Raw genomic sequence first — 13,833 nt, 5'->3', positions numbered from 1 at the left:
GAGGAAGGACCATGAATGGATCATCATCGGACGGTCGGAGCCGCTTTTTAATTTTGCTTGAACAACTTCGCTTAACGGAAGATGAAGTTGTGCGTCATTTTGATGATACTGAAATTAAAAAGTTGACGGTACATAAACAAGAGAAAAAATGGCATTTCGTTTTTTTGGCACCGGAACTTATTCCGTGTAGTGTTCTTATGCGTTTTGCCGATGCGCTTTCAACTACATTTTCGTCTATTGCTTCGGTCACGTTTGTGATTGAGATCAATAACCGTTCCTGTACGCCGGGGCATATATTGGACTACTGGTCGTATTGTGTTCGCCAGTTGGATGGTATTGCGCCGCCGATTCTCGCTGCGTTAAACGAGCAGCAGCCAGATGTATCTGGAACGAAATTAATTATTCGCACGCAAAATGAAATGGAAGGGATGGCACTGAAAAATAAATATGGGCGCCGCCTTTGTGACATATATGAAAGTCTTGGCTTTCCACCGCTTACATTTGACGTGCAAATAACAGAAAACAAGCAAAATGAAGAATATGAAAAGTTTCTCGAAGAAAAGCGTAAAGAAGATACGGAACGGGCAAGACAAGCTGTTATTGAGATGCAAAATCGCATGAAAGAGCAGGAGTCCGGTGATGCAGAAGATTCCGGTCCTGTTACGATTGGATATATCATTAAACCGGATAGTGAATTTAAACGGCTTGAAGAAATTATCGATGAAGAACGCCGTATTGCGACGGAAGGGTATATTTTTGATGCAGAAACGAAAGAATTGCGTAGCGGCCGTACGCTGCTTACGTTTAAAATTACAGATTACACGGATTCATTAATGATCAAAATGTTTTCCCGTGATAAAGAGGATGCAGCGATCTTTAATCGTGTCAAAAAAGGAATGTGGGTACGTGTCAGAGGATCGGTTCAAAATGATACGTTCGTGCGCGACCTTGTCATGATTGCCAATGATATTAATGAAATTCGCTCACCGTCACGTGAAGATACGGCAGAAAAGAAGCGGGTAGAACTTCATCTTCATTCGCCCATGAGTCAGATGGATGCTGTTACATCGGTCAGCGCGCTCGTTAGTCAAGCAAAAAAATGGGGACATTCCGCGATTGCGATTACGGATCATGCTGTTGTTCAGTCGTTTCCAGAAGCGTACAGCGCGGGGAAAAAAAATGGCGTAAAAATTTTATATGGCATGGAAGCGAATCTCGTTGATGATGGTGTACCTATTGCGTATGAAGATGCAGATCGAGAACTTGCCACCGATACATTTGTTGTTTTTGACGTTGAAACAACGGGATTGTCAGCTGTATACGATACGATCATTGAGTTGGCCGCTGTTAAAATAAAAGACGGTGACATTATTGATCGGTTTGAGCGGTTCGCGAACCCACATCATCCGCTTTCTGCGACAACGATTGAGCTAACAGGCATTACGGATGAAATGGTGAGGGATGCACCGGATGTAGACGAGGCATTACGTGATTTTAAAGAGTGGTGCGGTGATTCGATTTTAGTCGCGCATAACGCTTCATTTGATATGGGCTTTATTCAAACGGGTTATGAAAAATACAATATTGGCAGAACAGGAAATCCGGTTATTGATACGCTCGAACTCGCTCGTCTTATTTATCCTGATATGAAAAATCACCGACTTAATACATTGGCGAAAAAATTTGATGTTGAATTAACACAGCATCACCGGGCCATATATGATGCAGAAGCGACAGGCTATATTTTATTAAAGCTACTGAAAGATGCGGACGCAAAAGGAATAAAACGTCACAATGAATTTAATAATTACATGGGGGAAGGCGGGGCATATAAACGGGCACGTCCTTACCACTGCACAATTTTAGTGCAAAATGCGGACGGATTAAAAAACTTATTTAAGCTTGTTTCTAAGTCGCACATTGATTATTTTTATCGTGTACCGCGCATCCCGCGTTCTGTATTACAAAAACATCGGAATGGTTTATTAGTTGGTTCAGGTTGTAACAAGGGTGAAGTGTTTGAAGCGATGATGCAAAAGGGGATGGATACAGCGCGTCAGGCAGCTGAATTTTACGATTACCTCGAGGTGCAGCCAAAAGCTGTTTATGCACCGCTTGTGGAAATGGAGCTTGTAAAAAACGAAGCAGGACTTGAAGATATTATCGGAAACATGATTCAGCTTGGAGATGAACAGAAGAAATTAGTTGTTGCAACAGGAAATGTGCATTATTTAAATGAAGAAGATAAAGTATATCGGCATATTTTAATTTCATCGATGGGCGGGGCGAATCCACTTAACCGCCAAACATTGCCGGACGTTCATTTCCGTACGACAGATGAGATGTTAGAGGCATTCTCGTTTCTCGGTGCGGATAAAGCGCATGAAATTGTCGTTGATAATACGAATAAAATTGCCGATTTAATTGAAGAGGTCAAGCCGATTCAAGATGATTTGTTTACGCCAAAAATTGAAGGCGCAGACGAAGAAATGCGTGAAATGAGTTACGGGAAGGCGAGAAGTATTTATGGCGAGGATCTGCCTGAAATTGTAGAAGCGCGTATTGAAAAAGAATTGAAAAGTATTATTGGACATGGGTTTGCTGTTATATATCTTATTTCACATAAACTTGTAAAAAAATCACTTGATGATGGTTATCTCGTAGGCTCCCGTGGTTCTGTAGGCTCATCATTTGTTGCCACGATGACAGAAATTACCGAAGTTAATCCGCTGCCGCCGCATTACGTTTGTCCGCAATGTAAAAAATCCGAGTTTTTCGATGATGGTTCTGTCGGTTCGGGTTTTGATCTGGAAGATAAAGATTGTCCAAATTGCCATATACCTTATAAAAAGGACGGGCATGATATTCCATTTGAAACGTTTCTCGGCTTTAAAGGAGACAAAGTACCCGACATTGATTTGAGTGCGCCACGTTGCTAATTGAAAAGATTAGCCACTAGCTTCGGCTAGTAGAACTGTTAACTTGAAGTGTGGAATGATGGAGTAACGCCCTGAAGCACACTCACTGAATCTGCGGCAAGCGATGGAAGCAATGTAAATAGCAGAAGTCGTTTGAAGCCCGCTAAAGTCGGCTGAAGTTTACCCTAGCACCTAATGGTGAGGAAAGACCTTACAGGTTGTAAATGATAGGTCGGGTGTCTATAAAATTCCTATGGTTAGAATGGATAGAGCTATCTGGACGAATCCTCGACTGACTCTTCGTGAATGTCACTATGTAGAAATGCATAGGGGTCCAAAATGGACTTTCTAGTGTGGATGAGTAAACGTTAGGTTATGAAAATCCATATGGCTTTACAGGAGCCATTAAGCTAGACGGAGTTTAGAGGAAACCTAAGGGAATTATGCGATAGATAGAGTTAATGGAACGTGGGAAGCTCCGAAGACTTGAGATGATTACACATCGCTTGAAAGTCTTTCTTCAGAAAGCTACTAAAGTATAATGAAGATTTATCGGAGTGGCAGTAAAGCCGTAGTACCGTTTGTAGGAATTGCCGATGACAACCGAATAGATTGAATAGGTTAGAGGGAAAAACAATTCCGAGGGAAGGGCTTGAGTCGTCTTTTACGATACAAATCCTACACAAGTCAGTATTCTCGTATGACTAAATAGAAACGAAAACCGATTGAGGTGATTAGTTGGCTGACTTAATGGTTCAAAAGTTAAGAAACAACGAATACTTCAATGTTCAAAGAACGTTTGATACTTTATATGCTGAAAGTAAAAAGGGAAGATATTTTAAGGAGTTATACGATTTAATCGTATCCGAAGAAAATATTCTCCTCGCTTTTCGAAATATGAAAAACAATACTGGAAGCAAAACAAAAGGCTCAAACGGGCATACGATTAAGCATCTAAATAAGATGAATAAAGATATGCTCATTAAAATGGCTCGCAGAAAATTAGAAAACTACAAACCAGAAATGGTTAGAAGAGTGATGATTCCAAAGCCGAATGGTGATAAACGTTCTCTCGGTATACCGACGATTGAAGATAGACTGATTCAGCAAATGATTCTACAAGTTCTTGAACCAATCGTTGAGGCAAAATTTCATCCATCTAGCTTTGGATTTAGACCACATCGGAATACGCATGACGCCTTGGCGAGATGCTACCATATGGTCAATCACAGTCACCAACACTATGTAGTCGATGTAGACATCAAAGGTTTCTTTGATAATGTAAATCATAAAAAGTTAAGCAAGCAACTGTGGGCTATTGGTATAAGAGATAAAAAAGTGCTGAGTATTATCAATAAGATGTTAAAAGCAGAAATTGACGGTGAAGGCGTACCAGAGAAAGGAACACCACAAGGCGGGATACTTTCTCCTCTGTTATCTAATGTCGTGTTAAACGAATTAGACTGGTGGATTTCAAATCAATGGGAAACAAAACCAACAAGAACGAACTATAAACTGAAAAGGAATCGTACAGATGCCTTGAAGAAAACAAGGCTAAAGCCTTGTTACATTGTTCGTTATGCTGATGACTTCAAAATCTTTACAAACTCTTATGAAAATGCCCGTAAGTTATTCATTGCTGTGACGAAATGGTTAAACGAGCGTTTGGGCTTAGATGTTAGTCCCGAGAAAAGTAAAATCACAAACCTTCGAAAGAATGGAACGGATTTTCTTGGTGTACGCTTTCGAGCAGTACAAAAAGGGACAGCTAAAACGGGGTATATTGTAAATTCAAAAATATCCCCGAAGGCAAAAGAAAAAGTGACGAAGGTTTATCAATATAAACTGAGTCAGATACGAAAAAGCCCAACGCCGAAAAAGATTCTTGACCTGAATGCATTTACGTTAGGGGTTCATAATTACTATAAGATTGCCACCAGGGTATCGGTCGACTTCAATGATATTAGACATACGATACACTTTAAAATCAAAACTTAATGTATCGGAACATTTTTAATCCGACAATAGAGAAGAATGCTGTAATTGAAAAGTTTTATGACGATTTCAATTACAATCGATTTAAAAGTAATGGCATATTGGTATATCCATTTGAATCCATTCGACATCAAATACGAGGTCAAAGAGAACCAACATTTACGATTTATGACAAAGATGACCGCCAAAGAATACATCGAGAACTAATCCATGTAACAGCCATTGAAATTGAACATCTAAGAAGAGGGAACTTCTCATCAAAATCTACTTTGTATGAAAATAATCGGATAAGTAAATATGTCGCACAAAAAGGAAAATGCCATATCACGGGAGAGCGGTTAATGCCAATCAATTGTGTTTGTCACCATATCCTACCTACTAAAATGGATGGAACTGATGAGTACGACAATCTCGTGATTATTAAGAAGGATTATCATACACTTATCCATACAAAGTTTCCGATGAAAGAACTCACAAAAAGTAAACTCGTCTATTCATTAGACGAAAAAGCATTAAAGAAACTCAATAAACTACGCAAGGTTGTAGGATTCCAAGCGTTAGTTGTTTAACTTATCGTAAACAGAAAGACGATGGAGCGCCGTATGACGCCGAAAGGGTCACGTACGGTGTGGGGCAGGGGAAAAGCTGAAGATAACTTCAAAGGCTTACCTATTGTCATATTTTTCTGGTGAGTATCAACCGCGAGCTCATAACTATACAAAAGAGCTATTCGGTGAAGAGTATGTTTTTAGAGCGGGAACGATCGGAACGGTGGCGGAAAAAACGGCATATGGTTACGTAAAAAAGTATGCGGAAGAGTATACGAAACAATACCGCAGTGCTGAAGTAGACCGTCTTGTGTCAGGATGCACCGGTGTGAAGCGTACAACGGGTCAGCATCCGGGTGGAATTATCGTTGTACCAGACTACATGGATATTTATGATTTTTCACCGATTCAGTATCCGGCTGATTCCGATAAATCGGAATGGAAAACGACTCACTTTGACTTCCATTCGATTCATGATAACTTGCTAAAATTAGATATTCTTGGGCATGATGATCCAACAGTCATCCGGATGCTACAAGATTTGTCTGGTATTGATCCGAAAACAATCCCGACAGATGATCCCGAAGTGATGAAAATTTTCAGCGGTACCGAATCACTTGGTGTGACAGAAGAGCAAATTATGTGTAAAACTGGAACGCTCGGTATTCCAGAATTCGGTACGCGATTTGTCCGGCAAATGCTTGAAGAAACGAAGCCGACAACATTTTCAGAACTTGTTCAAATTTCTGGGTTGTCTCATGGAACGGACGTATGGCTAGGAAACGCACAGGAACTGATTCAAAAAGGTGTTTGTGAACTGTCAGATGTGATCGGCTGCCGGGATGACATTATGGTGTATTTAATTTATCAAGGGCTCGATCCCGCTTTCGCTTTTAAAATTATGGAGTCTGTCCGTAAAGGGAAAGGCTTATCAGATGAAATGGAAGAAGAAATGCGTAAAAATGAAGTGCCGGAATGGTATATTGATTCATGTAAAAAAATTAAATATATGTTTCCGAAAGCCCATGCGGCCGCTTATGTGTTAATGGCGGTGCGGATTGCGTACTTCAAAGTTCATTTGCCGCTTTTGTATTATGCAGCGTATTTTACGGTTCGGGCAGAAGACTTTGAAATTGACGTTATGTCGAGAGGATCAGTAGCGATTAAAGCATTACTGCAGGAAATCAATTCAAAAGGACTCGATGCGTCACCGAAAGAAAAGAACTTAATGACGGTGCTTGAACTAGCACTAGAAATGGTTGAACGGGGCTTTACCCTTCAAAAGATAGACCTATACCACTCAAGTGCTGATGAATTCATCATTGATGGCGGTTCACTCATTCCACCGTTTAACGCTATACCGGGTCTTGGGACGAACGCAGCAAAAAATATCGTTGCTGCCCGAGCAAACAGCGAGTTTTTATCGAAAGAAGATTTACAGCAGAGAGGGAAAGTCTCAAAAACAATTATGGAATACTTAGAGAAGATGGGATGCCTCGATACATTGCCTGATCAGAATCAGCTGTCGTTGTTTTAATGTGCTGTTTGCAAAAAAGACCTAATTATGGTATCCTCAAAGATGGAAATTGCATGATAACTCTCTTCGAAAGAGTGGGCCGCCCCCACTCTTTCGTGTTTGTTGCGGGGATGTTCCGAAACAAATTCTTTCATGCGGGAGGACAAAACAATGAGTAAAATCATCGAAACGGTAGAGAAAATTGCCGAACCAATCATTGAAGAATTGAATCTTGAACTAGTTGAAATGGAATATGTTAAAGAAGGAAAGAACTGGTTTTTGCGATTGTACATTGATAAAGAAAGCGGCATTGATATTGAAGAATGTGCGATTGTCAGCGAGCGTTTGAGCGAGAAATTAGATGCGCTTGATCCGGATCCGATTCCACACAATTATTTCCTCGAAGTGTCGTCACCCGGTGCGGAAAGACCTTTAAAGAAAACGCAAGACTTTGAACGGTCTGTCGGTAAACATGTGAACGTAAAGCTTTACGAACCGATTGACGGTGAAAAAACGTATGAAGGCAAACTCCTTTCATTTGATGGAGAAGAACTAACGATTGAATATGCGGTGAAAACGCGTAAAAAACAGTTGACGATACCTTTGAATAAAGTAGCGAAAGCACGTCTTGCTGTTACATTTTAAAAAAATTAATAAGATATTTATGTAAGGAGGCTTTTTAGCCAATGAGCTCAGAGCTATATGATGCCCTCACTTATCTTGAAAAAGAAAAAGGTATCGAACGAAATGTATTAATTGATGCAATAGAAGCAGCACTTGTTTCTGCTTATAAGCGTAACTTCAATCAAGCTCAAAATGTGCGGGTGGATTTAAATCTTGAAGGCGGTTCGATACGTGTATATGCACGCAAAGAAGTCGTTGATGAAGTATTTGATTCACGGCTTGAAATTGCGATTACGGATGCGGTATTGATTAACCCGGCTTACGAAATTGGTGATATTGTTGAATTGGAAGTGACACCAAAAGATTTTGGCCGCATTGCAGCACAGGCCGCAAAGCAAGTCGTTACACAGCGCGTGCGTGAAGCAGAACGAGGCATTATTTATTCTGAATTTATCGATCGTGAAGAAGACATTATGACGGGAATTGTACAGCGGCAGGATGCCCGGTTCATTTATGTCAGCCTCGGTAAAATTGAAGCACTTTTGCCACAGTCAGAGCAAATGCAGAATGAAACATATAAACCGCATGATCGTATAAAAGTATTTATTACCAAAGTGGAGCGGACGACAAAAGGACCGCAAATTTTCGTGTCACGCACACACCCGGGATTACTTAAGCGTTTATTTGAAATTGAAGTGCCGGAAATTTTTGATGGCACAGTCGAAATTCGCTCTGTCTCACGCGAAGCAGGTGACCGTTCTAAAATTTCGGTGCATTCGGAAAATCAAGAAGTCGATCCCGTTGGCGCATGTGTTGGTCCTAAAGGAAACCGTGTACAGGCGATTGTCAATGAATTAAAAGGTGAAAAAATTGACATCGTGAAATGGTCAGATGACCCTGTCGTATTTGTAGCAAACGCTCTTAGTCCCGCTAAAGTCATTGAAGTGACGTTCGATGAAGAAAATAAAGCAACGACTGTTATTGTTCCGGACTATCAATTGTCGCTCGCCATTGGAAAACGTGGACAAAACGCACGACTTGCGGCGAAGTTAACGGGTTGGAAAATAGACATTAAAAGTGAAACAGATGCACGTGAAGCTGGTATATATCCGTCGTCTAAAGGTAGCGTATCCGTTGACCAAGATGACGAGTTTGAACGAGCATCGTCAGAAACCAACCTTGAAGATTTCTTTTCAGAAGACATCGAATAAGGAGGAGTAGCGATGCCAGTACCAAAAAAAATCCCGCTTCGCAAATGCGCGGCTACGGGTGAAATGAAACCTAAAAAAGAAATGATCCGCATTGTCCGTTCAAAAGAAGGAGAAGTGTCCGTCGACCCAACCGGTAAAAAATCAGGGCGCGGCACATATGTAACAAAATCAAAAGAAGCGGTCGAAGCAGCAAAGAAAAAAAATGTCCTGGCTCGTCAGCTCAGTGCGGAAATCCCGCCATCCATTTATAATGAATTGCTCGATATTATTGCAAAGGACAAAAATTAAGATGGCTGGAAAGCCATGGACATCCTTTTTAGGACTTGCAAATCGAGCAGGCAAAATTATTTCTGGTGAAGAACTGACTGTCAAAGAAATTCAGCGTGGGAATGCAAAATTGGTTATTTTATCGGAAGATGCATCGCATAATACAGAAAAGAAAATTACCGATAAGGCGCAATTTTATGGTGTACCAGTCAGACGGATACAGGATCGCTTCGTGCTAGGGCAAGCAATTGGAAAAGAAGCCCGAGTCGTTGTTGCTGTGAACGATGCTGGTTTCGCCGGAAAGTTGAAGACGCTTATCGATGGGGAATGACAGCATATATATGACTGTCATGACAAGGAGGCTATTTAAACTTGGATAATAAAACAAATAATCAACAAACAACGAATAAATCAGCAAACCAGCCGGCACAAAATCGTGGTCCAGCGAAACCAAAACCGACTGGATCTAAACCAGGTGGACAACAGAAAACAGGCGGTGGTGCACGTGGCGGCGCTTCAAAGCCAGGACAACGAGGAATTAACGGCGGACCACGTGGAAAAGGCCGTTCAGGAGGGCAGCGTAAAGGAGCTCCAAGACCACAGCCTGTTGTTAAAAAGAAAGAAATTCCAGAAAAAATCGTTTTTTCAGGTTCACTGACAGTAGCAGAGTTGGCGAAAAAAATGAACGTCGAACCGTCAGACGTCATTAAAAAGTTGTTCATGCTTGGTGTCATGGCGACTATCAATCAGGAGCTTGATAAAGATGCGATAGAGCTTGTTGCAAGTGAATTTAATGTCGAAGTAGAAGAAGAAATACTAATCGATAAAGCGGATCTGGAAACTTATTTTGAGGAAGAAATAACAGAAGAAAATTCGGTTGAACGTCCCGCTGTTGTGACGATCATGGGTCACGTTGATCATGGTAAAACAACGCTGTTGGACTCAATCCGAAACACAAAAGTAACAGAAGGGGAAGCAGGCGGTATTACACAGCATATTGGTGCCTACCAAGCTGAAACGAATGGAAAGAAGATTACCTTCCTTGATACACCTGGACATGCGGCGTTTACAACAATGCGTGCACGTGGCGCGAAAGTGACGGATATTACCATTCTCGTTGTGGCTGCAGATGATGGTGTTATGCCGCAAACAGTTGAAGCGATTAACCATGCAAAAGCAGCGGAAGTGCCGATTATTGTAGCGGTTAATAAAATTGACAAGCCCGCGGCCAATCCAGATCGGGTGATGCAAGAACTAACAGAACATGGTCTTGTGCCAGAGGCATGGGGCGGTGAAACCATTTTCGTTCCGATTTCAGCGAAGCAAGGAGAAGGAATCGATACATTGCTTGAAATGGTTCTTCTCGTAGCAGAAGTAGAAGAGTTGAAAGCAGATCCGAAGCGCCGTGCAATGGGTACCGTTATTGAGGCAGAGCTTGATAAAGGCCGCGGTTCTGTTGCGACATTACTTGTTCAAGACGGAACACTTAATGTCGGTGATCCTATCGTAGTCGGCAATACATTTGGCCGCGTTCGTGCGATGGTTAATGATATTGGACGCCGTGTAAAAACAGCTGGTCCATCGACACCGGTTGAAATTACAGGCTTGAATGATGTACCGCTTGCAGGAGACCGTTTCGTTGTATTTCAAGACGAAAAAACAGCACGTCAAATCGGTGAAACTCGCGCACAAGAGGCACTTCAAGCACAGCGCAGTGAAAAAACAAAAGTTAGCCTAGATAACTTGTTTGAGCATATGAAACAAGGTGAAATGAAAGACTTGAACATCGTCTTGAAAGCCGACGTACAAGGTTCAGTTGAAGCGGTAGCTGCTGCACTTCAAAAAATTGAAGTAGAAGGCGTCAATGTTAAAATTATTCATACAGGGGCAGGTGCGATTACAGAATCGGATATTATTCTCGCTTCTGCATCAAACGCGATTGTGATTGGGTTTAACGTCCGTCCTGATGTCAATGCGAAACGTACAGCGGATGTGGAAAAAGTAGAAGTGCGTCTGCACCGTATTATTTATAAAGTCATCGAAGAAATTGAATCTGCGATGAAAGGGATGCTCGATCCAGAATTTGAAGAAAAAATTATTGGACAGGCTGAAGTACGCCAAACGTTTAAAGTATCGAAAATCGGTACGATTGCGGGAAGCTATGTAACAGAAGGTAAAATTACCCGTGATTCGGGCGTGCGTTTAATTCGTGATAGCATCGTTATTTTTGAAGGTGAAGTCGATGATTTGAAACGATTTAAAGATGATGCAAAAGAAGTTGCGCAAGGCTATGAGTGCGGAATTACGATTCGTGGTTTCAATGATGTCAAAGAAGGAGATATTATTGAAGCGTTCATCGAGCAGGAAATCGAGCGCAAATAACCTTTCGTTTTAAGGGGTGATACACATGTCAATGCGTTCAAATCGCGTAGCAGAACAAATGAAAAAAGAATTGACGGATATTTTAAGCCGGAAAGTGAAAGATCCACGCATCGGTTTTTTAACGGTAACAGATGTTGAGGTCACTGGTGATTTGCAGCAAGCTACTGTCTACATTACAGTCCTTGGTGGTGAAGATGAGCGGGAAGGAACGTTAAAAGCACTAGCGAAAGCAAAAGGGTTTATCCGTTCTGAACTCGGCCAGCGAATCCGTCTTCGGAAAACACCAGAGCTTATGTTTGAGTTTGATGAATCGGTTGCATACGGCAGCCGGATTGATACTCTTTTAAAAGAAATTGGAAATTCGTCAAATGAACCGTCCTAATAAAATAGACGTCCTGGCAGCAGCAGACTTGATCTTGCTGTCTGTCAGACGTCTTTTTTTATGAAGAAAGGAGGCCAGTCAAATGAATGGAATTTTACCACTATGGAAAGAAAAAGGCATGACATCACATGACTGTGTTTTTAAAGTGCGTAAAATACTGAAAACGAAAAAAGTCGGCCATACGGGTACGCTAGATCCTGATGTAGAAGGAGTATTGCCGCTTTGCATTGGCAAAGCAACCCGCCTTGCGGAATACATAACAGACAGCGGCAAAACGTACGAAGCAGAAGTAACGATCGGGATCTCGACCGAAACAGAAGATGCGTCCGGTGCGGTCATTGAATCAAAAAAAATAGATGCTTCTATCACAAATGAGCAGGTGCTGCTTATATTTGAGGAGTTAACTGGACAGATTGAACAAATACCGCCGATGTATTCGGCGGTCAAAGTAAATGGAAGACGCCTATATGAATATGCACGTGCAGGAGAAATCGTTGAGCGGCCATCAAGAATCGTGACGATTGATCAAATTGAGTTAATAAGCAGCATTGTACATGACGGAGGGACGGTGCGCTTTTCCATTCGTGTAGTATGTGGTAAAGGCACGTATATTCGAACATTGGCAGTCATGATTGGTGAAAAACTTGGGTATCCTGCCCATATGTCAAAGCTCGTCCGCACAAGTTCTGGCGGCTTTTACGAGAATGACTGTGTAACATTGGAGGAGCTTGCCACAAGTATGCCAGAAGACGTACTGAAGCCGGTTGAAATCGCGGTTTCTCATTTGCCGAAGTGGAACGTATTTGATACAGTAGCAGTGATGATAAAAAATGGAGCCGTCCTGCCAGTTCCTACTGATTGGCCGGATGGAGAAAAAGAAGCAGCAGTTTACTTAAATGATGAATTGCTTGCTATTTATCAGATTCATCCAGAAAAAGAAGGGAAAGTCAAACCGATCAAAGTAATGCCAGACTGAAAGAAAGACAGGTGTCAACGCATGGAAGTGATTATGCTTCATCATCCGCATGAAAAAAAGAAAGACGAGTTTGAGCCAATGGCGCTCGCACTCGGTTTTTTTGACGGTGTCCATAAAGGACATCAACAAGTCATTACTACGGCAAAACAAATTGCTAGGAAGAATGAATGGAAAAGTGCAGTCATGACGTTTGATCCTCATCCATCTCTCGTACTCGGCCATAAGCATACACACATACGTCATATTACGCCGTTGGCAGAAAAAAAACGGCTTATTGAAGGGCTTGGTGTCGATTATTTATTCATTGTCCGATTTACATCTGACTTTGCTGCACTCGAACCACAGCAATTTGTGGATGAGTTCATTATCGGATTAAATGCGCAACATGTTGTTGCTGGTTTTGACTATACGTATGGCCGTCTTGCCGAAGGAACGATGGAAACGATGCAATTTCATTCACGTGGCCAGTTCACATATACCGGAGTGGAAAAACTTGATTTTGAACAAGAAAAAATAAGTTCTACAAAAGTACGTGAACTTTTATCAAGCGGACTCGTACGTGATGCGTCAGATTTACTAGGACGGCCATACCGTATGCGAGGGATGGTTATTCATGGCGACAAACGCGGACGTAAAATGGGCTTTCCAACCGCAAATATTGAACCGGATGACTCTTACTATTTGCCGCTTACAGGTGTATATGCAGTGAAAATGAATGTGCAAAATGAATGGTATGAAGGAGTATGCAATGTGGGATTCCGACCAACATTTAAAAGTCCGGACAAGCCCGTTTTATCGATTGAAGTCCATATGTTTCACTACAATGGAGACATTTATGGAGAAGAAGTCGACGTGGATTGGTATATTCGTTTACGTGGTGAACAAAAGTTCAACGGCATGGACGAGTTGTCTGAGCAAATTGAAAGAGATAAACAGGCAGCTATTCGTTTCTTTGACCTTAAACAACTTGACGAACAGTTTTAAGTTTCGTATAATATACAATGCTTAACATTT

The 13,833-nt window shown here is 41.5% G+C and carries 10 protein-coding genes and 2 pseudogenes; all 12 read left to right on the top strand.

What is annotated here, in order from left to right; translation table 11 throughout:
- Positions 1-11 precede the first annotated feature (11 nt).
- Positions 12-2,924: pseudogene (locus BLL40_RS05840) on the top strand (PolC-type DNA polymerase III); the annotation flags it as partial.
- 732 nt (positions 2,925-3,656) lie between these two features.
- Positions 3,657-4,916: a group II intron reverse transcriptase/maturase gene (gene ltrA, locus BLL40_RS05835; RefSeq protein ID WP_245797906.1), complete on the top strand. Its 1,260-nt coding sequence runs from the start codon at positions 3,657-3,659 to the stop codon at positions 4,914-4,916.
- Positions 4,916-5,482 carry an HNH endonuclease signature motif containing protein gene (locus BLL40_RS17765; RefSeq protein ID WP_245797905.1) on the top strand — a complete coding sequence of 189 codons (567 nt, stop codon included), beginning with the start codon at positions 4,916-4,918 and terminating at the stop codon, positions 5,480-5,482. Before ltrA ends, BLL40_RS17765 begins: the two co-directional genes overlap by 1 nt.
- A gap of 112 nt (positions 5,483-5,594) precedes the next feature.
- Positions 5,595-6,998 (top strand): annotated as a pseudogene (locus BLL40_RS05830) (PolC-type DNA polymerase III); the annotation flags it as partial.
- A gap of 150 nt (positions 6,999-7,148) precedes the next feature.
- The gene (gene rimP, locus BLL40_RS05825) at positions 7,149-7,622 is read left to right on the top strand and encodes a ribosome maturation factor RimP (RefSeq protein WP_073710979.1); all 474 of its coding nucleotides are present in this window, start codon (positions 7,149-7,151) and stop codon (positions 7,620-7,622) included.
- A gap of 41 nt (positions 7,623-7,663) precedes the next feature.
- Positions 7,664-8,812 carry a transcription termination factor NusA gene (nusA, locus tag BLL40_RS05820; RefSeq protein ID WP_073710978.1) on the top strand — a complete coding sequence of 383 codons (1,149 nt, stop codon included), beginning with the start codon at positions 7,664-7,666 and terminating at the stop codon, positions 8,810-8,812.
- A gap of 12 nt (positions 8,813-8,824) precedes the next feature.
- Positions 8,825-9,100: an RNase P modulator RnpM gene (gene rnpM, locus BLL40_RS05815; RefSeq protein WP_073710977.1), complete on the top strand. Its 276-nt coding sequence runs from the start codon at positions 8,825-8,827 to the stop codon at positions 9,098-9,100.
- A 1-nt stretch (position 9,101) separates the two neighbouring features.
- The gene (locus BLL40_RS05810; protein WP_073710976.1) at positions 9,102-9,410 is read left to right on the top strand and encodes a YlxQ family RNA-binding protein; all 309 of its coding nucleotides are present in this window, start codon (positions 9,102-9,104) and stop codon (positions 9,408-9,410) included.
- A gap of 41 nt (positions 9,411-9,451) precedes the next feature.
- Positions 9,452-11,461 carry a translation initiation factor IF-2 gene (infB, locus tag BLL40_RS05805; RefSeq protein ID WP_073710975.1) on the top strand — a complete coding sequence of 670 codons (2,010 nt, stop codon included), beginning with the start codon at positions 9,452-9,454 and terminating at the stop codon, positions 11,459-11,461.
- Between the two features lie 25 nt (positions 11,462-11,486).
- Complete coding sequence (gene rbfA / locus BLL40_RS05800) at positions 11,487-11,843, top strand: 30S ribosome-binding factor RbfA (protein WP_073710974.1); 357 nt, start codon at positions 11,487-11,489, stop codon at positions 11,841-11,843.
- Positions 11,844-11,925: 82 nt separating this feature from the next.
- On the top strand, positions 11,926-12,819 hold the full coding sequence (truB, locus tag BLL40_RS05795; protein WP_073710973.1) for a tRNA pseudouridine(55) synthase TruB: 894 nt from the start codon (positions 11,926-11,928) through the stop codon (positions 12,817-12,819).
- A gap of 21 nt (positions 12,820-12,840) precedes the next feature.
- Positions 12,841-13,803: a bifunctional riboflavin kinase/FAD synthetase gene (gene ribF, locus BLL40_RS05790; protein ID WP_073710972.1), complete on the top strand. Its 963-nt coding sequence runs from the start codon at positions 12,841-12,843 to the stop codon at positions 13,801-13,803.
- The last annotated feature ends 30 nt before the right edge of the window (positions 13,804-13,833 follow it).

This window comes from Domibacillus mangrovi (assembly GCF_001906925.1).
GTDB classification, from domain to species: Bacteria; Bacillota; Bacilli; order Bacillales; family Domibacillaceae; genus Domibacillus; species Domibacillus mangrovi.
The sequence above is the reverse complement of the archived record's forward strand: the minus strand, read 5'-3'. Positions and strand labels throughout refer to the sequence as shown.

Coding starts and splice junctions, on each gene's coding strand:
- BLL40_RS17765 (WP_245797905.1), top strand. CDS start 4,916: ATGTATCGGAACATTTTTAATCCGACAATAGAGAAGAATGCTGTAATT.
- rimP (WP_073710979.1), top strand. CDS start 7,149: ATGAGTAAAATCATCGAAACGGTAGAGAAAATTGCCGAACCAATCATT.
- nusA (WP_073710978.1), top strand. CDS start 7,664: ATGAGCTCAGAGCTATATGATGCCCTCACTTATCTTGAAAAAGAAAAA.
- rnpM (WP_073710977.1), top strand. CDS start 8,825: ATGCCAGTACCAAAAAAAATCCCGCTTCGCAAATGCGCGGCTACGGGT.
- BLL40_RS05810 (WP_073710976.1), top strand. CDS start 9,102: ATGGCTGGAAAGCCATGGACATCCTTTTTAGGACTTGCAAATCGAGCA.
- rbfA (WP_073710974.1), top strand. CDS start 11,487: ATGTCAATGCGTTCAAATCGCGTAGCAGAACAAATGAAAAAAGAATTG.
- truB (WP_073710973.1), top strand. CDS start 11,926: ATGAATGGAATTTTACCACTATGGAAAGAAAAAGGCATGACATCACAT.
- ribF (WP_073710972.1), top strand. CDS start 12,841: ATGGAAGTGATTATGCTTCATCATCCGCATGAAAAAAAGAAAGACGAG.